The sequence below is a fragment of the Streptomyces sp. ME19-01-6 genome, assembly GCF_033793745.1.
Lineage (GTDB): Bacteria > Actinomycetota > Actinomycetes > Streptomycetales > Streptomycetaceae > Streptomyces.
The window spans coordinates 13,050-35,468 of the sequence record NZ_JARAXF010000006.1 but is presented as its reverse complement, the minus strand read 5'-3'; the positions used below and the strand labels follow the sequence as shown (position 1 = coordinate 35,468).

Below are 22,419 nucleotides of genomic sequence, written 5' to 3'. Positions count from 1 at the left end.
CCAACGCACGGGCTTCCCTCGTCACTGCTCGCTCCTCCGTCGCTGCGCGGCTCCTCAGTCCAGCCCGCGCAGCGCACCAAGACACGCACCCCTCCCCCCGCTCAGTCCCGGCGCGCTCCAACGCACGGGCTTCCCTCGTCACTGCTCGCTCCTCCGTCGCTGCGCGGCTCCTCAGTCCAGCCCGCGCAGCGCGCCAAGACACGCTCATGCCGCCTCCTGCTCGGTGAGCTGGGAGAGCACGATCTCCCGGTAGGTCTGGTTGTTCTCCATCAGTTCGGTGTGGGTGCCGGCGCCGACGACCCGCCCCTCGTCGAGGACCACGATCCGGTCCGCGCCCCGGATGGTGGACACGCGCTGGGCGACGATGACCACCGTCGCGTCCTCCGTCTCCTCCGCCAGCGCGGCGCGCAGCCGCGCGTCCGTGGCGTAGTCGAGGGCCGAGAAGGAGTCGTCGAAGAGGTAGACGGCCGGCTTGCGGACCAGCGCGCGGGCGATCGCCAGCCGCTGCCGCTGGCCGCCGGACACATTGCCGCCGCCCTGCGCGATGGAGGCCTCGAGCCCGCCTTCCATGCGCTCGACGAAGTCACGGGCCTGGGCGGTCTCCAGGGCCTGCCACAGCTCCTCGTCGGTCGCGTCCGGCTTTCCGTACCGCAGGTTTGAGGCGACGGTGCCGGAGAAGAGGTACGGCTTCTGGGGCACCAGGCCGATGGCCTCGGCCATCAGGACCGGGTCCATGTCGCGTACGTCGACCCCGTCGAGGTGCACGCTGCCGTCGGTCGCGTCGAACAGACGGGGCACCAGGCCCAGCAGGGTGGACTTGCCGCTTCCGGTGGAGCCGATGACGGCCGTGATCTGACCGGGCCTGGCGACCAGGGAGACATCGCGCAGCACGGGCTCCTCCGCGCCCGGGTAGCGGAACTCCACGCCCCGCAGCTCCAGCAGGCCCCGGCGCTCCAGGGGCGGTACGGGCTTCAGGGGCAGCGCGACGCTGGTCTCGGTGTCCAGCACCTCCTGGATGCGCTCGGCGCACACCTCGGCCCGCGGCACCATCATGAACATGAAGGTGGCCATCATCACGGCCATCAGAATCTGCATCAAATAGCTGAGGAACGCGGTCAGCGCCCCGATCTGCATGTCCCCGCTGTCGATGCGGTGCCCGCCGAACCAGACGACCGCGACGCTGGAGAGGTTCACCACCATCATCACGGCCGGGAACATCAGCGACATCAGCCGGCCGGCCCGCATCGACACATCAAGCAGCTCGGTGTTGGCCCCGGTGAAGCGCTCCCGCTCGTGCTCGTCGCGGACGAAGGCCCGGATGACGCGGATGCCGGTGATCTGCTCGCGCAGCACGCGGTTGACGGTGTCGATGCGCTCCTGGACGCCGCGGAACAGCGGGCGCATCTGCCGGACGATCAACGAGACGATGATCCCCAGGGTCGGGACGATGAGCAGCAGCAGCGCGGAGAGCGGGACGTCCTGGTTGAGCGCCATGACGATGCCGCCCACACACATGATCGGCGCCGAGACCATCAACGTGAACGACATCAGGGTCAGCATCTGCACCTGCTGCACGTCGTTGGTGGTACGGGTGATGAGAGAAGGCGCGCCGAAGTGGCCCACCTCACGCGCCGAGAAGGACTGCACGCGGTCGAAGATCGCCGCGCGCACATCGCGGCCGAGCGCCATCGCCGTCTGGGCGCCGTAGTAGACGGCGCCGATGGAGCAGACGATCTGCGCCAGCGTGATGGCGATCATCACGCCGCCGACCTGCAGGATGTAACCGGTGTCCCCCTTCACGACACCGTCGTCGATGATGTCGGCGTTGAGGGTCGGCAAATAGAGCGTCGCCAGCGTCTGCACCAGCTGCAGCATGACGATCAAGGCAATCGATCGGGTGTAGGGCCTCAGGTACGCCCGTATAAGTCGGACCAGCACACCGGAACCCTAAGCGAGAGCCACGGGGCGTGCCTCGGGATTTACCGGTCTGCCGCCGGACCCCGTCATCATGGGGGGCGGCAGATGACGGGAGAGGGATCGCGATGGCGATGAAGAACACGGCGGGACCGCCGGCCGGCACCCTGCGGTACTGGGCCGCGGCCAAGGCGGCCGCCGGCACCGCCGAGGAGCCGTACGCCGCGGCGACGCTCGCCGAGGCCCTGGACGCCGCCCGGCAGCGGCACGCCGCGCGGCCGGAGTTCGCGCGGGTGCTGGGGCGCTGTTCGTTCCTGGTCGACGGCGACCCCGTCGGCACCCGTGATCACAAGACGGTCCAACTGGCCGAGGGCGGCACGGTCGAGGTGCTCCCGCCGTTCGCAGGAGGGTGACCCCGACATCATGAGCAACCAGCCGCAGCATCCCGGGAATCATCCGTACGACCCTTATGGGCCGAACGGGTCGGCCGAGCCGCAGCACCAGGGCTACGAGGGATACGAGGGATACGAGGAACAGGGGCACAGGGGGCAGCAGGGCCCGTACGGGTCCTACGACCCGCAGGTGCAGTACGACCCACACGGGCAGCAGCCCGCCGCCTGGCAGGGGCACGACGGGTCCGCATACGGCGGAGCCGCGTACGGCGGACCGTCCGGGTACGACGGGCAGCAGGCGGCGTACCAGCACCCGCAGCAGCAGGCGTACCCGGAGCAGGGCTACGCGCAGCAGGGCTACCCGGAGCAGGCGTACGCACAGCAACAGCAGGCGTACCACCAGGGCGGCCAGGCCTACCAGGGGCAGGGCCAGACGTACCAGGGCCAGCCGCACCAGGGCCAGCCGCACCAGGGTCAGCAGGGAGTCCAGGGGCAGCAAGAGCCGTACTCCCCCACCTGGGACGGTCAGCCGCAGCACGCCCCGGCCGGCCACGCGACGGCGGACACCATGCAGTTCGCGGCCGCCACGCACGCGCCGCGCACCCCCTCCCATGCCGCGCCCGCGCCCTCGCCCTCGGCTCCGGCCGAGCCCGCCGCCGAGCGCCCCACCCAGTCCACCGAGTCCGCCGAGCCCGCCGCCAAGCCGCTCACCGCCGCCCAGCGGGCCCGCGCCGAGGGCCGCTCGCCGATCATCGCGCCGGGCCTGACGCCCGCCGCCCTGACCGCCGTGCTCGCCGCCCTCCTCGCGGCCACCGCGCCGCTGGCCCGGCCCGCCGTCGCCGTCGTCGTGGCGCTGCTGCAGGCGGTCACCGCGGCCGGCTGGTTCCGGCTCAACGGCATGTGGCCCGCCCGGCAGGGCATCGCGCTGGCCTTCGCGGGCGGCCTGGCCGCGGACATCGGCCTGCTGACCACCGAGCGCGCACACGCCCCGACGGTGATCATGGGCACGCTCGGCGTCTGGCTGCTGCTGGTGCTGATCCTCCAGCTGCGCAGCCACGCCTCGCCCGACGAGCGCCTGTACGGCCTGACGGCGACGGTCGCCTCGACCGCGGTCACGGTGATCGCGGCCGGGCACCTGGCCGCGGTCGCCGAGTCCTCGGACGCCGTCGTGGTGGGGGCGGCCGCCGTCGCCGTGGCGGCGCTCGTACGCGCCCTGCCGCTGCCGGGCGCGGTCTCCGCGGTCCTGGCGCTGCTGGCGTCCGCGGGCGCGGGCCTGGCGGCCACCCGGATGACCGACACCGGCACCACCAGCGCCGTGCTGCTGGGCCTGGCGGCGGGGGTGTGCGCGCTGATCGGACTGCGCGTGGCCAGCTACGACTATCCGTCCCGCTTCGTCCATATGACCGCGGGCGTCGCCCTCCCCCTCGCCGCCGCGGCCCCGGCGGTCTATGTGATCGGGCGCGCGCTGGTGTGATCCGGGCCTCGCCGCCCGGCCACGCCCACATCACTGCGGTTAGGCTCGCAGCCTCAGGCGTGGGCCTGAGCCAGAGCATGGGGGACCCAACGCAATGCGCGCACTGCGAATCACACTGATCGTCTTCGTCGTACTCGGCATTCTGTTCGTCGCCGCCGACCGCCTGGCGGTGTATATGGCGGAGTCCGAGGCTGCCGACAAGATCAAGAGCAGTCAGGGGCTGACAAGTACCCCCGACGTTTCGATCAAGGGCTTCCCCTTCCTGACCCAGGTCGCCGGCAAGGAGCTGGACGAGGTCGAGATCGGCATGGACGGGCTGACCACGGACGCGGGGGGCGGCCGTACGGTGCGCGTCACCAAGCTCAACGCCGAGCTGCACAACGTCCGGATATCCAGCAGCTTCTCGTCCGCCACCGCCGACAGCGCCACCGGGTCCGCGCACATCAGCTACGCGGACCTGTCCACGGCGGCGGGCCAGGGCGTCACGGTCGGCTACGCCGGGAAGGACGAGTCGGGCAAGGGCCGCGTCAAGATCACCGGGCAGCTGCTGGGCTTCAGCATGAGCACGTACTCCACGGTCACCATCGTCAATGGCGACACCATCCGGCTGCACGCCGAGTCCATCCCAGGCAGCAGCGTCCCCCGGTGGGAGGAGAAGGTGCGCGAGCGCACGGACATGGACCGGAAGATCGACGGCCTGCCGACGGGCATGCGGCTCGACAAGGTCGAGACGGACAAGGACGGCATAGACGTGTCGGTCGCGGGTAAGAACGTCGAGCTGGCGGGCTGATCTCCGCCGCGCCGCCCTCCCCTTGCGGCCACCGCCCACGTCCCTTCCTCCGCGTCATTCCTCCACGTCATTCCTCATGTCCATCGGCTGAGACGATCTCGTCCGCGATGGCAGACGTTCACGGGCGCCCGATGCCCCGCCGACCACTCCGCGGGGCGCCGGGCGCCCCTCTCGTTTCACATTGCGGACAATCTCGTCTCACCATTCGACACACCGGTGACATGCCCGCCAGTCCGTCCCTACGATCGGACGCATGAAGCGACAGGCGGATCTCACGAAGCGGCGGGCAGTAGACCTGTGCCGCGTGGCCGCCATGCTCTGTCGCGGCGCCTGACGAGGACGCGCGGCCCGCTCCTTAACCTCACGGCCCCGCTCCTATCGGCCCGTCAGCCGAGCCCGCCCGCACTCCGTTCGTACGCTCGCTACCGAACCTCGCGTAGCCCGCATTCCGACGCGTACCCGTACCGCCGCAACTGCCCCGGAGGAGAGAAACATGAGCCGCAGCGACGTCCTGGTTGACGCCGACTGGGTACAGGCCCGCATCGATGACCCCAAGACGGTCATCGTCGAGGTCGACGAGGACACCTCTGCCTACGAGAAGAACCACATCAAGAACGCCATCCGCATCGACTGGAAGCAGGACCTCCAGGACCCGGTGCGCCGCGACTTCGTCGACCAGGCGGGCTTCGAGAAGCTGCTCTCCGAGAAGGGCATCGCCAACGACGACACGGTCGTCCTCTACGGCGGCAACAACAACTGGTTCGCGTCCTATGCCTACTGGTACTTCAAGCTCTACGGGCACCAGGACGTCAAGCTCCTCGACGGCGGCCGCAAGAAGTGGGAGCTCGACTCCCGCGACCTGGTCGCCGAGGTCCCGTCCCGGCCGCAGACCGAGTACAAGGCCAAGGCCCAGGACACCTCGATCCGCGCCTTCCGCGACGACGTCGTGGCGGCCATCGGCTCGCTGAACCTGGTGGACGTCCGCTCCCCCGACGAGTTCTCCGGCAAGCTGCTCGCCCCGGCGCACCTCCCGCAGGAGCAGTCGCAGCGGCCGGGCCACGTGCCGAGCGCCCGCAACATCCCCTGGTCGAAGTCCGCCAACGACGACGGCACCTTCAAGTCCGACGACGAGCTCAAGGAGCTCTACGAGGGCGAGGGCGTCGACCTGGCGAAGGACACCATCGCCTACTGCCGCATCGGTGAGCGCTCCGCTCACACCTGGTTCGTCCTGCACGAGCTGCTCGGCCAGAGCAACGTCAAGAACTACGACGGCTCCTGGACCGAGTACGGCTCCCTCGTCGGCGTGCCGATCGAGCTGGGCGCCAACAGCTGACCCTCCCCCCCCTCCCCTCCCTCCTCCCCGAACGTAAGGACAGTCACCCATGTGCGGAGCAACGGCAGGCGGCCCCGACGCGTCGACCATCAAGCCCGGCGAGACCACCATCCAGGGGTCCGTGACCCGTAACGGCGAGCCGGTCACCGGTTACGTCCGGCTGCTGGACAGCACCGGCGAGTTCACCGCCGAGGTCCCCACCTCGGCGACCGGACAGTTCCGCTTCTACGCGGCCGAGGGCACGTGGACCGTGCGTGCCCTGGTCCCGGGCGCGACCGCGGACCGCACCGTCGTCGCTCAGAAGGGTGGCCTGGCGGAGGTCGCCATCGCCGTCTGACGCCACGGCCCCGGCGGGGGCGCCTCCCAGCGGTAGCTGGGGGAGAACCGAGCCACAAAAAGGAGGGCCGCACCCCGGGGTTGGACGCCTCGGCGGGGTGCGGCCCTCCGGGCTTGTCCGAGGGCCGTCCCACGTCTGTCCGGGCGGCGCCCCCGGACGTATCCTGGGGATATGTACGCGCGACGCCGCCACGCATACTTCATCCTGATGGGCGCGTGTCTGACGCTCTTCATCTCGGCATGGGGATTCGTGCGCCTGTGGTCCGTCCCGGCCGCCGTCGTGATGTGCGTCGTCGCCATGGTGATCCCGCCGCTCGCCGCCATCGTGGCCAACCGCAGGGGCCCGGACGACCGGTGGTGGGACGAGTCGGGCGACGCGGAGTCCGACCGCTGGTGGCGGGAGCTGGACGAGTACAACCACCGCCGCTGAGGCGATCTTCGCCTCGGCAGTGCTGACCCAGGTGTCAGTAAACGAGCGCCTGTACGCCGTCCGGCATGATCTCGCTGACGAACACCTGAGCCCCCGCGATCCGGGCCCCCTGGATGAGGTCCTTCTCCTCGATGTCCCGGCGGGCCGCGCACTGCGAGCACACCGTGATCGTGCCGCCCGCGAGGATGCCGTCGATCAGCTCAGGCAGCGGCGCGGCGTGCGGCAGCTCGAACTCCGCCGCGCGTCCCGGGAGCGCGAACCAGGACGACTCCCCCGTCAGCCACAGCGAGACCTCCACGCCGCTCGCCGCGGCCACCGCCGCCACCGTGAACGCCTGGGAGCACCGCTCGGGTGCGTCCGCGCCCGCCGTCACCTTGATCACCAGCTTCTTCGCCATACGGCCAGCCTAGGCCGGGCGGGAGGCCTCCCCCTCACGGGAGACCTCGAAGAGCCGACCACCGCGCCGCCGACTAGACTCGGCCCCGGTCCATGACCGTTCCGCGAGTCCCACCGGAACGCCCCACTCCTCCAAGGAGCGCGCTCGTGCTTGAGGCAGTCTTCACCACCCTGATGATCCTGGTCGCCGTCGCCACCCTCGGCTTCGCCGCGCTGACCTGGAAGAAGCTGTACCAGGGCCAGCGCTGACCCTGCCCCTGCCCTGCCGCCCGGAATCCCCTGCGCCCCATCCACTCCCCTCCCCACGGATCGCCTGAACTCATGATCGAGATCCCGTCCGACCTCCACCCGGACCTCGTACCGCTCGCCTTCCTCCTCGGCAACTGGGAGGGCGCGGGCGTCTATGACTTCCCGGGGACCGAGAAGTGCAACTTCGGGCAGGAAGTGACCTTCACCCACGACGGACGCGACTTCCTGGAGTACATCTCACACACCTGGGCGCTCGACGGCGACGGCAAGAAGGTCCGCCCGCTGGAGAGCGAATACGGCTTCTGGCGGATCGGCGAGGACCGCAAGGTCGAGATCGTCATGATCCGCGACCAGGGCGTCGTCGAGGTCTGGTACGGCGAGCTGGCGGAAGGCAAGCCGCAGATCGACGTGGTGACGGACGCCGTGGCCCGCACCGCCGCCTCCGGCCCGTACTCCGGCGGCAAGCGCCTCTACGGCTACGTCAAGAGCGATCTGATGTGGGTCGGCGAGAAGGCCACCCCGGAGGTGCCGCTGCGGCCGTACATGTCCGCGCACCTGAAGAAGGTCGTGGACCCGCGCGAATGGGCCAAGGACCTCAAGGACCTCCCGGACGACGGCATCGCCTTCTTCCGCTGACCGGCCGCTTCCTCCGCCGGCCCACGGGCACCCGGAGCCACGCCTACACTGGGCACCGTGGCGACCACCGACTGGAAGACAGATCTGCGGGAGCGCGGCTATCGGCTGACGCCGCAGCGCCAGCTCGTGCTCGAGGCCGTCGATCACCTCGAGCACGCCACCCCGGACGACATCCTCACCGAGGTGCGCCGCACCGCCAGCGGCGTCAACATCTCCACGGTCTACCGCACCCTGGAGCTGCTGGAGGAGCTGGGGCTGGTCAGCCATGCCCACCTCGGGCACGGCGCCCCCACGTACCACCTGGCCGACCGGCACCACCACATCCACATGGTCTGCCGGGACTGCACGGATGTGATCGAGGCCGATCTGTCGGTGGCCGAGCCGTTCGCCCGGCAACTGCGGGCGAGCTTCGGCTTCGACACCGACATGAAGCACTTCGCGATCTTCGGCCGCTGCGCCAAGTGCTCAGCCGATCGGGCGGGCGACGACTCCGGCAAGGGCGGCGCGGCCAAGGCCGAGTCCTAGGCTGAGCCCTAAGTCCTTGATCGAGTCCTCGGTCGAGTCATGACCCGGGCCGAGTCGTAGGCTGAGCTCATGAAGAGCCCTTTGCTGTCGCTGCCCGGCGCCGTCCCCGGCGAGGGCCCCGACGAAGGCGTCGCCGCGCACTACGGCGACCTGTTCCGCGAGCAGCGCGCACTCGCCGACGGCTCCGGTTTCGTGGACCTCTCGCACCGTGGCGTGGTCACGGTCAGCGGCGCGGACCGGCTGAGTTGGCTGCACCTGCTACTCACCCAGCACGTGAGCGAACTCCCGGCCGGTCAGGCCACGGAGGCGCTGATCCTCTCCCCGCACGGCCACATCGAACACGCGCTCTACATAGTCGACGACGGCGAGACCACCTGGGCCCATGTGGAGCCCGGCACCCAGGGCGACCTGCTCGCGTACCTGGAGAGCATGAAGTTCTTCTACCGGGTGGAGATCGCCGATCGCACCGAGGAGTTCGCGGTCGTCCACCTCCCGGCGGGCAGCATCGCCGAGGCCCCCAAGGGCGCCGTCGTCCGCGAGACCCCGTACGGCCGGGACCTGTTCCTGCCCCGCGCCGACCTGGAGTCCTTCGCCGCGGTGAGCGGCCCGCCGGCCGGTGTGCTGGCGTACGAGGCGCTGCGCGTCGAGGGGCACCGCCCGCGGCTCGGCCTGGAGACCGACCACCGGACGATCCCCCACGAGCTGGGCTTGATCGGCAGCGCCGTACACCTCCAGAAAGGCTGTTACCGCGGCCAGGAGACCGTCGCCCGGGTGGAGAACCTGGGCAAGCCGCCCCGTCGGCTGGTCTTCCTCCACCTGGACGGCAGCGAGGTGACGCTGCCCGGCCACGGCGCGCCCGTGCGGCTCGCCTCGGAGGGCGCGGAGGGACGCCCGCTGGGCTTTGTGACGACATCGGCCCGCCACCACGAGCTGGGGCCGATCGCCCTGGCGCTGGTGAAGCGGAACGTGCCGGTAGACGCGGCGCTGATCGCGGATACGACGGCCGCGGCGCAAGAGGTCGTCGTCGAGCCGTAGAGGAAGGCGTAGGCGGGGCCGTAGCCCCAGCGGTCAGCCCCGCCCCGGTCCCGGCCCCGGTCCCGGCCTCAGCTCCGGTCCCGGCGATCCGTGCCCCTGCCGGGGCGGGGCCTCAGACCTCGACGATCACCGTGAACGGGCCGTCGTTCGTGAGCGAGACCTTCATGTCCGCCCCGAACCGGCCCGTCTCCACCTGCGCGCCCAGCTCCCGCAGCCGCGTCACGACCTCGTCCACCAGCGGCTCGGCGACCCCGCCCGGCGCGGCCGCGTTCCAGGTGGGCCGGCGCCCCTTGCGCGCGTCGCCATAGAGCGTGAACTGGCTGATGACCAGCAGCGGGGCGCCCAGGTCCGAGCAGGACTTCTCGCCCTCCAGGATGCGTACGGACCACAGCTTGCGGGCCAGCTGCGCCGCCTTCTGCGGGGTGTCGTCGTGAGTCACCCCGACCAGGACGCACAGCCCCTGGCCGACGATCTCCCCTACTGTCTCGCCGTCCACGACGACGCTCGCCCCGTTCACCCTCTGTACCACAGCACGCATACGGTCCATCATGCCCTGCCTCCTTCCGGGGCCGATCGGGTGGAAGCGCGCTGCGGACGGACCGCGCACAGTGGCACGATGCGTGCAAGCGGTGCGCAATGGGCACAACGCGATCAGCTCGCGTAGCACCGCATGGAGGGGACGGAACCACATGATCACATCCGGCACCGGGCAGCCGCCCGGGCCCGCACCGACGCGCCCGGAAGACGGCGCCCTGCACGGCGACCTGCTCCGGGCAGCCACCGAGGCCCTGGAGCAGCCGGGATTCCAGCCGGCGGACCTACCGCACCAGCCGGGACTGCCCGGGCTGCCCGCGATGCAGCCGCCGAGGCCGCCGAGCCAGCGCGGCGGACGGCAGGCCGACTCGCTGGCCGGGCTGCGGCTGCCGGAGCTGCGGGCGCTGCGCCGCTCGGCCCAGAGCGAGGAGGCGGATCTGAGCTATGTGCGCAGGCTGCTGCAGGGCCGGATCGACATCCTCCGCGCCGAGCTGAACCGCCGTTCGACCCCCGGCTCACCGGTGGCGGCGGAGGAGGACCGCCCCCCGGCCGCGCTGGTGGACCTGCTGCCGGAAATCCTCGTCGACGGCCCGCCGGGGCACCGCTCCTCCGCCCGGCACGTGACGCTTGGCACTCCACAGGGCGCGGAGTCCCGGCGGCTGGCCGAGGAGACTCTGGCCGAGGTCGGCCTGTCCGACCTCGGGGCGCGTACGGACGAGGAGTTGACCGGCGCGATGGGCCGCCTCGTCGGCTGTGAGCGGCAGGTCTCGCGGCGGCGGCGGGAGCTGCAGCGCACGGCGGACGATTGCGGTGCGGAAATCACCCGAAGGTACCGCGAAGGGGAAGCGCACGTGGACGACCTGCTCTCCTGAGCGTCCGGCCCTCCGCGCCCTGCCGATATCCAGGTGCGTCCCGCCGCACCGGCCGCCTACCGTGAGGGCCATGGCCCCAGAGATCCGTACGGTCGCCGACTCCGACCTCGCCGACTGGACCCGCGCGCTCAACACCGGCTTCCTGCGGCCTCCGGAGGCGGGCAAGGAAGAGGTCGACTTCCGGCGGGCGCACATCGGTCAGGAACTGGACCGGGTGCAGGGGGCCTTCGACCGGGGCCGCTGTGTGGGCACCTTCCGCAGCTTCGCGCAGCGGCTGACGGCGGTCGGCGGGGCCGAGGTGGCGGCCGACGCCATCAGCAATGCCTCGGTCTCGCCCACCCACCGCCGCCAGGGGCTGCTCAGCCGGATGATGGACCGCGATCTGCGCGCGGCCAAGGAGCGCGGCGAGGTGGTGGCGTCGCTGATCGCCGCCGAGTACCCGATCTACGGGCGGTACGGGTTCGGCCCGGCCACCTGGATCACCGAGTGGCGGGTGGATGTCGCGCGCGCCGGGCTCGACGCGCGCTACTCCGGGCCCGCGTGCGGCGGCCGGGTGGACTTCGCGGACGGCGCGGAGGTACGGGAGCTGGGCCCGGCGCTGCACGAGCGGCTGCGCGCCCGGCAGCCCGGCGTGATCGACCGCCGCGAGGTGTGGTGGCAGGCGAACACGGGTCTGCTGCCCTCCCCCAACCACCCGTGGACGGAGCCGTTCTACGTCCTGTACCGCTCCCCCGACGGCTCCGTGGACGGTCTGCTCGCCTACACCGCCGACAGCAGGTGGGAGGGCAAGCGCCCGCACGACACCGCCAGGGTGCTCGGGATGATCGCGGTCAGCCCGGCCGCCGAGCGCGCGCTGTGGCACTTCCTGTTCTCCATCGACTGGGTCACCCAGGTCGCCACCGGCCACCGCCCTCCGGACGACCTGCTGCCGCTGCTGCTGGGCGACCCGCGGGCGGCCGAGGTCACGACGTACGCCGACTTCCTGTGGCTGCGGCCGCTGGACGTGCCCCGGCTGCTCGAGGCCCGTACGTACCCGGTCCCGGGCTCGCTGGTCCTGGAGCTGTCCGACCGGGCGGGCCTGGCCGGCGGCCGCTATCTGCTGGACGCCGGGCCCGACGGCGCCACCTGCGCGGCGACCACCCGGTCCGCCGACCTGGCCATGGACATCGGCGAGGTGGGGACGCTGTGGCTGGGTGACGAGTCCGCGGTCCGGCTGGCCGCGCTGGGGCGGGTCACCGAGGAGCGCGAGGGCGCCGCGGCGCTGGCGGACCTCCTGCTGCGCACCCCGCGCCGCCCTTGGTGCCCGGACATCTTCTGAGCTAAACCCCGATGTACTCAGGGGAAGAAGCGTCGTCTACACCCTGCACGCGCATTTGGTCTTCACGCCGAAATACCGGCGGAAGGTCTTCACCGGCCAGATCCTCACCCGCTGCGAAGAGGTCATGCGCAAGGTCTGCGAGGACTTCGGCGCGGAACTCGTGGAGTTCAACGGCGAGACCGATCACGTGCACCTACTCGTGCACTACCCGCCGTCCGTCGCCCTGTCCCGGCTCGTCGGCAGCCTCAAAGGCGTCTCCGCACGGCGCCTGCGGCAGGACTTCCCCGCACACATCAACAAGTACCTGTGGGGTGAGCACTTCTGGTCCCCGTCCTGCTTCGCCGGCTCCTGCGGTGGCGCACCACTGGCCGTGGTCAAGGAGTACATCGAGAACCAGAAGCGGCCGGACTGAGCGCGGCGCCGTCGTGGAAGCTTTACCGAGCGATGCGGCGGCGCTCCGCGCCGCCCGGCTCAGGATGCAATTCCTCCTACCCCTGAAGGGGTGGGGTTCCTTGCAAGATCAGGCTGAAAACAGGGCACGAGCAGGCCGCCGAGCACGGGCTGCGGGTCGCCCGGCTGATCAGGGCCTGACCGCCCCAGGCTCTGTCTCGTAGATCACCGCGAGCTGCGCGCCCCCCGCGCGGCACCTCCCGCTTGCGAGGGACTCGCGGCGCTGGCATCGTCGCACAGAGGATCCCCTGGCGAGCGTTCCTCCGCCGCCTTGCGATGCATCCACGCGGACGGCCGCTCGCCACCGCACTGACCTGCGAGACAGACCCTGGCCTCGCCGTTTCGGTTGGGGGTGAGGCCGGATGCGGGGCGAAATCACGAAAGTGCCTTCTGAGCTGGGACGATGAACCTTGTCAAGGGGTTCTGTCGGTCCAGGCGGAAGGCACTTTGTGCGTGAAGGGTATCGGTTCTCGTCCTTGAACTCCTTGTCTCCGATGACGGTTCTGGGGTGGTCGGTCATGCCGGGGCACGGTTGCTGGCGGATCTTGCCCGTCGGCCTCGTCGCCGTCCGCGTCCGTGTCCGGTTCCAGGCTCGTCTCGGCGAGGTTCGTGGCCCTTTGTTGTGTTGCTGTGACGGCGATGGGAGGAACGGGCTCCCTCCCGGCCTGGGCATCCGTGTCAGGCGAAGTCCCGGCGGCGGCCCACCGGGACCGCGAGGAGGTACAGCGGCGGCAGGAGCGCGGCCGTGCACACCGTCCACAGGGCCGCGTGCGTCCCCGCGTACGTGGCGAGCAGGCCGGCGGTGAGGGCGCCGAGCGGCTGGGCGCCCCAGGAGACGAAGCGGACGGTGGCCATGACACGGGAGAGGAGCTCGGGCGGGGACTCGGTCTGGCGGTAGGTGCGGGTGGTGATCGACCCGATGACGACGCCGAAGGCGAAGCCGGCGTTGCCCAGGGCGAACCAATACGCGTCGGCTGCGGACGTGGTCAGCGGGGCCAGCAGGGCGGCAGCGCCGCCGGCCAGCGCGGTCCCGACGAGCCCCCGGGCGGTGCCGAACCGCCGGGTCAGTCGGACCGCCACGGCGGATCCGGCGAGCGCGCCGATTCCGTCCATGGCAAGCACCAAGCCGAGTTGTACGGGCGTCAGTCCGACCTCCCGGACCAGGTAGAGGGGTGTGAGGGCGACCAGGGCGGCGCAGACGAAGTTGGTGGCGGTGGCCCAGAGCATGCAGGGCAGCATCACTGGGTGCCGCGCCACGTACGTCCAGCCCTCGCGGATCAGCCGGAGGGCGCCGTCGCCGGTGCGGGCGGCGGGACGGCGTTCGGGCAGGGTACGCAGCAGCACGGCTGAGAGCAGGTAGCTGGCCGCGTCCACGAGGAGCGCGCCGACCGGGCCCGCGGCGTGCACGAGGAGGCCGCCCCCGGAGGGCCCTCCGGTCTCGGTGACGGCGTGCGTGCCGGACATCAGGCTGTTGCGGGCGGCGAGCTGCCGGTCCGGGACGATAGCGGGCAGAAAGGTCGAGTTGCCGATGTCGAAGAGGACGGTCGCGGCGCCGGTGACCAGAGCGGCGAGCAACAGGTGCGGGTAGGTGAGCCGGTCAAGCCACCAGGCGAGCGGGAGGGATCCGACGGCGGCGAACCGTACGAGATCGAGGATGACCTGGAGGCGGCGGAGCGGGACGCGCTGGGCGATCACTCCGGCCGGGAGGCTGAGCAGCAGCCAGGAGATCTGTCCGGCGGCGGCGAGCAGGGCGGCCTGGAGCGCGGTGGCGTCGAGGACTGTGAGGGCGACCAGGGGTAGAGCGAGGGCGGTGACGGCGGTGCCCGCGTTGCTGACGGTGGCAGCGGCCCAGTAGCGCCAGAAGACGGCCGGAGGCGAGGTCGCGTGGTGGGTGCTGCGGCGATCGCGCTCCTGGACCGTCGGTGTCTCGCTCATGCGACGCCCACCCTTCAGTGAGTCTCTTATGGGAACTTACTTGGTTGCGATTCAGTTCCTATCCGGAACTGACCACATGGCGCAAGATGGTTTCGAAGGCCGGACGTTGTATCCGCAAGACAGGAGACCCATGGTCAGGTCGGTGCCCGAGCGGGACGCCGCCTGTGCGATCGCGCAGGCGGCGGCGGTGGTCGGCGACTGGTGGAGCCTGCTCCTGGTTCGGGAGACCGCACGCGGGCACCACCGGTTCGATGCACTTCAGGAGGAGTTGGGGATCTCCCGGAAGGTGCTGACCGAGCGCCTTGCGCACCTGGTGGAGGCGGAGGTCTTGGAGAAGGTTCCGTATCAGAGTGGCCCAGTGCGGTACGAGTACCGGCTGACGGAGAGCGGGCGGGGGCTGCTGCCCGTGCTGCTCTCGATGCAGGACTGGGCGGACCGCTGGCTGCTCGGCGACGGCTCGCTGAGCGGCACGGCCGACGAGGAGAGTGCGGAGGCGCTGCGGGTGGCGGGCCTGGTGGGCGAGTGGCTGCCGCGCCTCGAACTGCCGGAGCACCGGGACGGTGAGCCACTGGACCCGGTGGCCGAGGCTGCGGCCACCGTCCTGTTCTGCTACCCGGCGACCGGTCGCCCGGGCCCGTTGCCGGACGGCTGGGCCGACATCCCGGGTGCCATCGGCTGCACGCTGGAAAACCGGCTGTTCCGGGACGCGTACGACGACTTCCGCGCGGCGGGCGCCGAGGTGCGCGGCGTGAGTACTCAACGCCCGGACGAGCAGCGGGTGTTCGCGGTCGAGGAGGGCATCCCCTTCACCCTGCTCTCAGACGTCGACCTGCGCCTCGCCGCCGCTCTGCGGCTACCAGTATTCCGCGCCGGGCAGGCACTGCGGCTGAAGCGGGCGGTGCTGGTGGTGGACCGCGAACGCGTGGTGCGCCACGCGCGCTTCCCGGTGACGGACATCCGAGGGGCAGTGCGCGAGGCGCTGGCGGTGGTACGGCGGGTGGCGGCGGGGAGCTGAAGGGCGCGGGCGCGGCGACGGCCCTGGGTATGCCCGCCGCGTCCGCCACGGCGACAGCCACTCCCACCCGCCAGCCGCCCCGGAGTTGTTCAGTACCCGACGGAGCCTGCCGTGCACCTTGATCCCAGCCGTCCCTGCAAAGAGCCACACCCAAGTCGGATGGCATGGCCTGATCATGATTGATCAGGCCATGCCACTGGGAGCGTCTTGCCTCAATCGGCTACGTGGACACCCGCGCCCAGATTGCCTCAGCTGCACGACCCGTACGGGGCCGTGCTGCTGCCGGGGGCGGGGAGGCTGCGGACGTTGCCACCGGCGGCGACCTGCTTGCGCAGGCGCTCGATCTCGTCGTGCTGGGCGGCCAGCCGGGAGATCGCCAGGGTCGGAACTCGGTCAGCTCCGCGATCTCCACTTCACGTTTGGTGAGCCGCTCCTTCTACTCGGCGTTGTGGGTCTTGAGCCGTTCGATCTGCGCGACGCGGGGGTCGACGATCTCTCCGGCGTCCTGGAGCTGCTTCACTCGCCGCTCGAACTCCTCGGCGAGGTACTGGTAGGCGCCGGGCCTGGGGGTGCCGTCGCGGTTCTTCTTGGGGTAGAAGCCGGTGCGGGTGGCCCCGGCCAGCGAGGCGAGGGTCTTGAGGTCGGCACGATGGCCTTGAGGGTCTCGGGGCGTTTGACGGTTTTGCCGACGTCGTAGCGGGGTGCCCGGTGTTTGTTCTTGGCGCCGGGTGGCCGTCCGGGGCCGGCGCCTCGGGGTTGGGGAACACGGGCCGGGCAGGCGAGGTGAGCGCGGAACGGAAGGTGTGCTCCAGATCGAAGCGGCGGAGAAACGCCTGCCGGCAACGGTCCACGTCGTCCGGGGCGGCGCCGGTCTTCGAGGACCACAACCAGACCGGCGTGCCCGGACATCTTCTGGGCGGCGCCCGCTACTCCCCTTGGCCGACCAGTAGGTCGGCCAGGTCCCTGACCGACTGACGGAACCGCGCCCAGTCCCCGTCCGCCGTCAGCCGCCGCACCAGCTCCCCGTCGAACGCGGCCAGCAGCATATGGGCCGCGAACTCGGCGTCGAGGCCCGGCCTGAGCTCCTGGAGCAGCGCGCGGAGGTGGGCGTGCCACCCCCGGTAGGTCGGGTCGTCGAATTTGTCGTCGCCGCAGGCGCGTTCGTGCGCGGCGATCAGGGACAGATGGCGCTCGGCGATGTCGGCCAGCGCGTCGAGGAAGGCCGGCAGCCGCTCGCCGGGCGCCGCGGCGGTGCCCAGCGGCGCCCCTTCCTCGTGGATCGCCTCCCGCAGCCGCGCCGCGCGGTCGGCCAGCAGCGCCTGGAACAGGCCCGTACGGCTGCCGAAGCGGCGGAAGACGGTGCCCTTGCCGACCCCCGCGGCGGCCGCGACCCGGTCCAGCGACACATGCTCCGCGCCGCACTCCGCCAGCAACTCCTCGGTGGCGCGCAGGATCGCGCGCCGATTGCGCGCGGCGTCGGCGCGCTCGCCGCGTCGCGCGGCGCTCTGCTCTGTCGTGGCCTCGCTCACCGCGCCGCGCCTCCTCGGATCCCGTCGACGGTTGTAACCGGACTGGCGGTCCCCATAGTATCCACCACAGATCAACCGGACTGTCGGTCCGGTTTACTCGTCTGCCCTGAGGAGGCAGCCATGAGCAGCAGCACAGCCACCCTGCGCGCGGTGATCGTCGACCCCGAGGCGCCGGGGTCCCTGCGCTTCGCGGACGTACCGGAGCCCGAGCCGGGGCCCGGCGAGGCCCTGATCGAGGTGCGGAACGCGTCGATGAACTACGGGGAGGTGCGGTGGGCCGCCCATCAGCCGCCCGGCTCCGTCATGGGCTATGACGCGGCGGGCGTGGTGCTGCGCGCGGCGGCCGACGGCTCCGGGCCCGCGGCGGGCAGCCGCGTGGTCGCCTTCGGCCCGGGCGCGTGGAGCGAGCGCGCGACCTTCGCGAGCGACAGCCTCGCCGAGCTGCCCGACTCCGTCGACCTGGCCGACGCCGCCGCACTCCCGCTGGTCGGCATCACCGCCCTGCGTACGCTGCGCGCGGCCGGGAGCGTCCTGGGCAAGCGGGTGCTGATCACCGGCGCCTCGGGCGGCGTCGGGCGGACGGCTGTCCAACTGGCCCGGCGGGCCGGGGCGCATGTCATCGCCTCGGTGGGCTCGCCCGCGCGCGGCGAGGGGCTCGAGGAACTCGGCGCGGACGAGGTCGTGGTCGGCCTGGAGCCGGTCGAGCAGCCCGTGGACGTGGTCCTGGAGAACGTCGGCGGGCCCCAGCTCGTGGCCGCCTGGAACCTGCTCAAGCCGGGCGGCAATCTGCAGAGCATCGGCTGGGCCGCCCACGACCAGCCCGCCGTGTTCCCGCCGAACGGCATCTTCTCGCTCGGCCCCGCCAAGTCGCTGCACTCCTTCGCGGACCCCTCCGACCCCGGCCCCGACCTCGCCGCGCTCGTCGGCCTCGTGGCGCGCGGCGAGCTGTCACCGGAAATCGGCTGGCGCGGCCCCTGGGACCGGGTCACGGACGCGGCCGACGCGCTGCTCGACCGGCGCGTGCCCGGCAAGGCCGTACTCGACATCGGCCCCGCCACGGAACCCGCCACAAAACCCGCTACGGGAGCTCAACCGCACGCCGGGCTACAGGACGACGACGAGTCCTCCGGCACCGTCGAGCAGCGGTCCCGGGAGTCGGCCGCCTCTTGACCGGAGGGCTCGCAGACACCCGGCGCCTCCGCATCGGAGCAGGACTCCAGCTCCGCATCCGAGCAGGACTTCAGCAGCCGCCGCGCACCCGGGCCCTGCTCGCCGAGCCGGTCGTACGGGTTCGCCAGCGCGCACCTGTCGATCGACAGACAGCCGCAGCCGATGCAGTCGGTGAGGCTGTCGCGCAGATTCAGCAGCTGATCGATCCGCTCGCTGAGGTCCGCGCGCCAGCACTCCGAGATCTCGGCCCAGTCCTGCTTGGTGAGGACGTGGTCCTCAGGGAAGCGCGAGAGGACCTCCCGGATCCTGGCCAGCGGGATGCCGACGCGCTGCGAGGAGCGCACGAAGGCGACCCGGCGCAGCGCGTCACGGGTGTAGCGGCGCTGGTTCCCGGTGGTGCGGCGGCTGTGGATGAGCCCTTCGCGCTCGTAGAAGCGCAGCGCGGAGGCGGGGACACCGCTGCGCTGGGACAGGTCTCCGACCGTGAGTTCATGGGTCTTCCACGACATCTGGCTCATGAGAAACGAGACTAGCTTGACTTCAACCAATGTTTAAGTAAGAGCCTGGTCCCATGGTTACCGACACAGCCGGCCACCCCACCGCTGCCGCCACCGCTGCCACCGCCACCCCCATCCGCCTCGCCGTCATCGTCGGCAGCACCCGCGAGGGCCGCTTCGGCCCGAAGGTCGTCGACTGGTTCACCAGCCGCACCGCACTCCACGCGGACCTGCACACCGACGTGGTCGACCTGGCCGACACCCCTCTGCCCGGGAACCTCAGCTACCGTCCGGGCCCCGAGGACGCCAAGGCCCTGGCGGCCGTGACGCCCCGGCTGGAGGCCGCCGACGCGTTCGTCGTGATCACTCCCGAGTACAACCACAGCTACCCGGCTTCCCTCAAGAACGCCATCGACTGGCACTACACGCCCTGGAAGGCCAAGCCCGTCGGCTTCGTCTCGTACGGCGGGATCTCCGGCGGTCTGCGCGCGGTCGAGCATCTGCGGCCGGTCTTCGCCGAACTGCACGCGGTCACCGTCCGCGACACGGTGAGCTTCCACAACGCCGGGGAACTCTTCGGCGCGGACGGCACATTGAAGGAGCCGAAGGGCCCCGAAGCGGCCGCCACGGCCCTGCTCGACCAGCTGACCTGGTGGGCACGCGCGCTGCGCGAGGCCCGCGCCGTCCGCCCGTACGAGGGCTGACTCACCGCGCGACCAGCCGTGCCGCTCGACGGCCCCGGCGCGGACCGGCCCCAGCACGCGCCGGGTCCGGCACGCATCGGGGCCGGGCACGCCGCGCCGGGCGTCTGACCAGCCAGCCTGGCATGATCCAGGCCATGCAGCCCCCCAACTCCCGCCCCGCACAGTCCATATCCCGCCCGTCACAGCCCAACGCCCCACAGTCCGACGCCCCACGCGCCGAGCCCGAGCGGGGGTCGCGGGCCCGGTCGCGGTCGCTCGCGACCGGGCAGCGGTCCCTGGCGGACCCCACCGTCGGCCACCCCCTGTGGCCGCCGCTCACCAACGGCTGCCCGCGCACCTCCACCGACGCCGTCGCGTACCCGCTGGAGGTCGACTACGCCTACGACCGGATGCCCGCCGACCTGTTCGGCCGCCCCGCCGCACACGGCCTCGAACGCTGGGCCCCGCTGCTCCCGCCGCTGGCCGCCCCCGGGCTCGGCGAGGGGAACACGCCCCTGGTCCAACTGCCCGACGGGGTCTACGTCAAAGACGAGTCGCGCAACCCCACCTGGAGCCACAAGGACCGGCTCAACCGCGTCGCCGTGAGCGCCGCGAAGGCGAGCGGGGCGCGCGGCGTCGTGGTGTCCTCGTCCGGCAACCACGGCGCCGCGGCCGCGGCCTACGCGGCCCGCGCCGGGCTGCCGTGCGCCGTGTTCGCCTCCCCCTCCGCCCCGCCCGCCGTCGCCTCGTTCGTACGCGCCTACGGGGCCGCGGTGCTCACCGTCCCCCACGAGTCGGTGCGGGCGCTGATGCGGCGCGTCGTGGAGGAGTTCGGCTACCAGCCGGTCAGCAGCCTGACCGACACCGCCCACACCGGCCACCCCTTCGGCCCCGAGGGCTACAAGACCATCGCGTACGAGATCTTCCTGGACCTCGGCGAGGTGCCCGAGGCGGTGTACGTGCCCACCGGCTACGGCGAACTGCTCTTCGGCGTCTGGAAGGGCTTCCACGAGCTGACCCTGCTCGGCCTGGCCGACCGCACCCCTCGGCTGTACGCGTGCGAGCCCGCCGCCGCGGGCGCGCTGGCCACCGCGATCCGCACCGGCCGCCCCGCCGCCGAGGTCCCGGTCGGGCCGACCGAGGCGTACGGGATCTCCTGCCCCGTGGGCAGCTACCGCGGAGTGGTGGCCGTGCGCGAGAGCGGCGGCGCGGCGCTGACCGTCACCGATGAGCAGATGGCCGCCGCCCGCGCCGAACTCGCCGCCCAGGGCATGTGGGTCGAGCTGTCCTCCGCCGCGGGGCTGGCCGCCCTGCGCGCCCACGGGGAAGACCGGGAAGACTCCGCCGGCCCGCGCGGCACCTCGGGCCCCGTGGTGTGCGTCGCCACCTCCAGCGGCTTCAAGGACAGCGCCACCGGCACCCGCACCTACCCGCCCATGCCCGCCGACTGGGACACCGTCGCCGCCGCGCTGCGCGGCCTGTCGGGCTGACCGGCCCGGACCATGGTCTCTACAGCGCGGCCAGGGCGGCGAGGATGTCGGCCGGTTCGGCGCGCGCCGTGTAGTCGGTGTCGACGAAGGCCCACCGGATCACTCCGTCGCGGTCGATGACGTACGTGGCGGGCAGCGGCAGGGTACGCGGATGGCCGCCGTTGACGCGCTGCAGGTCGAAGCCGAACCTGTCGTAGACGGCGGCGAGGTCATCGGGCAGGTCGAAGGCGAGCCCGTACTGCTTGGCCGTGTCGGAGCCGAGGTCACTGAGGACGTCGAAGGCCAGCTCGTGCTTCTCGGTCAACGACAAGGACTCGTCGGGGACCTGCGGCGAGACGGCCACCAGGCGCGCGCCCCGCGCGGTGATCTCGTCGTGGTGGCCCTGGAGGGCTCGCAGGGCGATGTTGCAGTACGGGCACCAGGCGCCGCGGTAGAAGGTGAGGACCACCGGGCCGTCGGCGAGCAGGGTGTCCAGGGCCACCGTCCGCCCGGTCGCCGAGGGCAGCTCGAAGCGGGGCGCCCGGTCCCCCACGGCCAGGGCGCGGGCGGCCTGCCCGGAGTCGGCGAGCTCCCGGCCGGCCCGCTCCATGACCTCCCGCGCTTCGGCGGGGATCTGCGGGTACCGGGCCTCGTAGAAGGCGCGCAGTTCGGCGTTGAGACTCATCGTGCGTTTCTCCCCAATCTTGGAATGGTCGTTTCAAGATAGCGGGCCGGGCAGGCCCCCGTCCATGACTGGACCGCGCTATCTTGGAATTGCCATTTCAAGATGACTGGATCACGACGGCAGGACGGGCGGGCATGCCGGACATCAAGCACTTCGACCCCGACGCGGCACTGGCGAGAGTGGTGCGGCTGTTCTGGCGGCAGGGTGTGGCCTCGACCGGGATCCAGGATGTGGTGACCGCGACCGGGCTCAACCGCTCGAGCCTGTACGCCACCTTCGGCGGCAAGCAGGAGCTCTACCGGGCCGCGCTGCGCCGCTATGTGGAGCAGTGGTCCCAGCCGGCGTTCCGGAGTCTCGCCGAGGACGGGCGCGGTCTGCCGGCGATCGCCGAGTTCTTCAGCGGGCTGATCGCGGCGCGGTGTTCGGGAGAGTACGCGCGGTGGGGTTGCATGGTCGCCAACGCACACGCCGGGGCCGAGAACACCGACCCCGACGTCCGCACCCTCCTGGACCGCCACCACCAGCAGCTCCGGGACGCCATGCACACGGCGCTCACCACCGCCGGGGCCCAGGGACAGCTCGCCCCCGGCACCGACCCCGGCGCCGCCGCCGACGTCCTGGCCCTGCTCGCCTACGGGGTGAACCTGCGCTCCCGCGCCGGAGCCGACGCCCAGGCCCTGGACGCCACGGTGGCCACCGCCCTGGACGCCCTCGGCGCCCGGGCGGCGGGCTGAACTCTCCTTCTCCTTCTG

The 22,419-nt window shown here is 71.7% G+C and carries 24 protein-coding genes and 2 pseudogenes; 18 read left to right on the top strand and 8 right to left on the bottom strand.

Annotated features, from left to right (window positions below; all coding sequences use genetic code 11):
* Positions 1 to 204: 204 nt before the first annotated feature.
* The gene (locus tag PV419_RS16010; protein WP_319689178.1) at positions 205 to 1,938 is read right to left on the bottom strand and encodes an ABC transporter ATP-binding protein; all 1,734 of its coding nucleotides are present in this window, start codon (positions 1,936 to 1,938) and stop codon (positions 205 to 207) included.
* Positions 1,939 to 2,042: 104 nt separating this feature from the next.
* On the opposite strand from PV419_RS16010, the gene PV419_RS16005 reads away from it, so the two are divergent.
* The 7 genes from PV419_RS16005 (at position 2,043) to PV419_RS15980 (ending at position 6,669) form a co-directional block, all read left to right on the top strand.
* Positions 2,043 to 2,327: a MoaD/ThiS family protein gene (locus PV419_RS16005; protein ID WP_319689176.1), complete on the top strand. Its 285-nt coding sequence runs from the start codon at positions 2,043 to 2,045 to the stop codon at positions 2,325 to 2,327.
* A 10-nt stretch (positions 2,328 to 2,337) separates the two neighbouring features.
* A complete protein-coding gene (locus tag PV419_RS16000; RefSeq protein ID WP_319689174.1) occupies positions 2,338 to 3,780 on the top strand; it encodes a hypothetical protein in 1,443 nt (480 codons plus the stop codon).
* Between the two features lie 94 nt (positions 3,781 to 3,874).
* Entirely contained in the window at positions 3,875 to 4,570 is a 696-nt protein-coding gene (locus PV419_RS15995; protein ID WP_319689172.1) for a DUF2993 domain-containing protein, read from the top strand.
* A gap of 253 nt (positions 4,571 to 4,823) precedes the next feature.
* Complete coding sequence (locus PV419_RS53280; RefSeq protein ID WP_415925320.1) at positions 4,824 to 4,904, top strand: putative leader peptide; 81 nt, start codon at positions 4,824 to 4,826, stop codon at positions 4,902 to 4,904.
* Positions 4,905 to 5,063: 159 nt separating this feature from the next.
* On the top strand, positions 5,064 to 5,903 hold the full coding sequence (locus tag PV419_RS15990) for a sulfurtransferase (RefSeq protein ID WP_319689170.1): 840 nt from the start codon (positions 5,064 to 5,066) through the stop codon (positions 5,901 to 5,903).
* Positions 5,904 to 5,952: 49 nt separating this feature from the next.
* Complete coding sequence (locus tag PV419_RS15985; RefSeq protein ID WP_311724573.1) at positions 5,953 to 6,240, top strand: DUF1416 domain-containing protein; 288 nt, start codon at positions 5,953 to 5,955, stop codon at positions 6,238 to 6,240.
* Positions 6,241 to 6,411: 171 nt separating this feature from the next.
* Positions 6,412 to 6,669 carry a DUF3099 domain-containing protein gene (locus PV419_RS15980; RefSeq protein WP_319689168.1) on the top strand — a complete coding sequence of 86 codons (258 nt, stop codon included), beginning with the start codon at positions 6,412 to 6,414 and terminating at the stop codon, positions 6,667 to 6,669.
* Positions 6,670 to 6,703: 34 nt separating this feature from the next.
* On the opposite strand, the gene PV419_RS15975 is transcribed toward PV419_RS15980, so the two are convergent.
* On the bottom strand, positions 6,704 to 7,066 hold the full coding sequence (locus tag PV419_RS15975; protein WP_319689167.1) for a DsrE family protein: 363 nt from the start codon (positions 7,064 to 7,066) through the stop codon (positions 6,704 to 6,706).
* 320 nt (positions 7,067 to 7,386) lie between these two features.
* On the opposite strand from PV419_RS15975, the gene PV419_RS15970 reads away from it, so the two are divergent.
* The 3 genes from PV419_RS15970 (at position 7,387) to PV419_RS15960 (ending at position 9,510) form a co-directional block, all read left to right on the top strand.
* Entirely contained in the window at positions 7,387 to 7,950 is a 564-nt protein-coding gene (locus PV419_RS15970) for an FABP family protein (RefSeq protein ID WP_319689166.1), read from the top strand.
* A gap of 57 nt (positions 7,951 to 8,007) precedes the next feature.
* Positions 8,008 to 8,475, top strand: a complete 468-nt coding sequence (locus PV419_RS15965) for a Fur family transcriptional regulator (protein ID WP_319689164.1) — start codon at positions 8,008 to 8,010, stop codon at positions 8,473 to 8,475.
* Positions 8,476 to 8,544: 69 nt separating this feature from the next.
* Positions 8,545 to 9,510 (top strand): glycine cleavage T C-terminal barrel domain-containing protein, encoded by a 966-nt coding sequence (locus PV419_RS15960; RefSeq protein ID WP_319689162.1) that lies wholly within the window; start codon positions 8,545 to 8,547, stop codon positions 9,508 to 9,510.
* A 112-nt stretch (positions 9,511 to 9,622) separates the two neighbouring features.
* Here the strand turns inward: PV419_RS15960 and dtd are convergent, their stop codons facing one another.
* Positions 9,623 to 10,048, bottom strand: a complete 426-nt coding sequence (gene dtd / locus PV419_RS15955; protein ID WP_319689160.1) for a D-aminoacyl-tRNA deacylase — start codon at positions 10,046 to 10,048, stop codon at positions 9,623 to 9,625.
* A gap of 151 nt (positions 10,049 to 10,199) precedes the next feature.
* Between dtd and PV419_RS15950 the strand changes: the two genes are divergently transcribed.
* The 3 genes and pseudogenes from PV419_RS15950 to tnpA form a co-directional block, all read left to right on the top strand.
* Positions 10,200 to 10,916: an ABC transporter substrate-binding protein gene (locus PV419_RS15950; protein WP_319689159.1), complete on the top strand. Its 717-nt coding sequence runs from the start codon at positions 10,200 to 10,202 to the stop codon at positions 10,914 to 10,916.
* Positions 10,917 to 10,986: 70 nt separating this feature from the next.
* Positions 10,987 to 12,234, top strand: coding sequence for a GNAT family N-acetyltransferase (locus tag PV419_RS15945; RefSeq protein ID WP_319689157.1), 1,248 nt, complete (start codon positions 10,987 to 10,989; stop codon positions 12,232 to 12,234).
* Between the two features lie 10 nt (positions 12,235 to 12,244).
* Positions 12,245 to 12,646: pseudogene (gene tnpA, locus PV419_RS15940) on the top strand (IS200/IS605 family transposase); the annotation flags it as partial.
* 716 nt (positions 12,647 to 13,362) lie between these two features.
* Here tnpA and PV419_RS15935 read toward each other — a convergent pair.
* Complete coding sequence (locus PV419_RS15935) at positions 13,363 to 14,619, bottom strand: MFS transporter (protein ID WP_319689155.1); 1,257 nt, start codon at positions 14,617 to 14,619, stop codon at positions 13,363 to 13,365.
* 130 nt (positions 14,620 to 14,749) lie between these two features.
* On the opposite strand from PV419_RS15935, the gene PV419_RS15930 reads away from it, so the two are divergent.
* Entirely contained in the window at positions 14,750 to 15,634 is an 885-nt protein-coding gene (locus tag PV419_RS15930) for a winged helix-turn-helix transcriptional regulator (protein ID WP_319689153.1), read from the top strand.
* Between the two features lie 618 nt (positions 15,635 to 16,252).
* Here the strand turns inward: PV419_RS15930 and PV419_RS15925 are convergent.
* A pseudogene (locus PV419_RS15925) lies at positions 16,253 to 16,530 on the bottom strand (transposase); the annotation flags it as partial.
* A gap of 30 nt (positions 16,531 to 16,560) precedes the next feature.
* Complete coding sequence (locus PV419_RS15920) at positions 16,561 to 17,163, bottom strand: helix-turn-helix domain-containing protein (RefSeq protein ID WP_319689151.1); 603 nt, start codon at positions 17,161 to 17,163, stop codon at positions 16,561 to 16,563.
* A 120-nt stretch (positions 17,164 to 17,283) separates the two neighbouring features.
* On the opposite strand from PV419_RS15920, the gene PV419_RS15915 reads away from it, so the two are divergent.
* Positions 17,284 to 18,333, top strand: coding sequence for a zinc-binding dehydrogenase (locus tag PV419_RS15915; protein WP_319689149.1), 1,050 nt, complete (start codon positions 17,284 to 17,286; stop codon positions 18,331 to 18,333).
* On the opposite strand, the gene soxR is transcribed toward PV419_RS15915, so the two are convergent.
* The gene (gene soxR / locus PV419_RS15910; RefSeq protein WP_319689147.1) at positions 18,252 to 18,851 is read right to left on the bottom strand and encodes a redox-sensitive transcriptional activator SoxR; all 600 of its coding nucleotides are present in this window, start codon (positions 18,849 to 18,851) and stop codon (positions 18,252 to 18,254) included. The genes PV419_RS15915 and soxR overlap by 82 nt on opposite strands.
* A gap of 53 nt (positions 18,852 to 18,904) precedes the next feature.
* Between soxR and PV419_RS15905 the strand changes: the two genes are divergently transcribed.
* Both PV419_RS15905 and PV419_RS15900 read left to right on the top strand, forming a co-directional pair.
* Positions 18,905 to 19,534, top strand: a complete 630-nt coding sequence (locus PV419_RS15905; RefSeq protein WP_319689145.1) for an NAD(P)H-dependent oxidoreductase — start codon at positions 18,905 to 18,907, stop codon at positions 19,532 to 19,534.
* A gap of 134 nt (positions 19,535 to 19,668) precedes the next feature.
* The gene (locus PV419_RS15900; protein ID WP_319689143.1) at positions 19,669 to 21,003 is read left to right on the top strand and encodes a threonine synthase; all 1,335 of its coding nucleotides are present in this window, start codon (positions 19,669 to 19,671) and stop codon (positions 21,001 to 21,003) included.
* A gap of 19 nt (positions 21,004 to 21,022) precedes the next feature.
* Here the strand turns inward: PV419_RS15900 and PV419_RS15895 are convergent, their stop codons facing one another.
* The gene (locus PV419_RS15895; RefSeq protein ID WP_319689141.1) at positions 21,023 to 21,667 is read right to left on the bottom strand and encodes a peroxiredoxin-like family protein; all 645 of its coding nucleotides are present in this window, start codon (positions 21,665 to 21,667) and stop codon (positions 21,023 to 21,025) included.
* A gap of 134 nt (positions 21,668 to 21,801) precedes the next feature.
* Between PV419_RS15895 and PV419_RS15890 the strand changes: the two genes are divergently transcribed.
* A complete protein-coding gene (locus PV419_RS15890; RefSeq protein WP_319689139.1) occupies positions 21,802 to 22,401 on the top strand; it encodes a TetR/AcrR family transcriptional regulator in 600 nt (199 codons plus the stop codon).
* Positions 22,402 to 22,419: the final 18 nt, after the last annotated feature.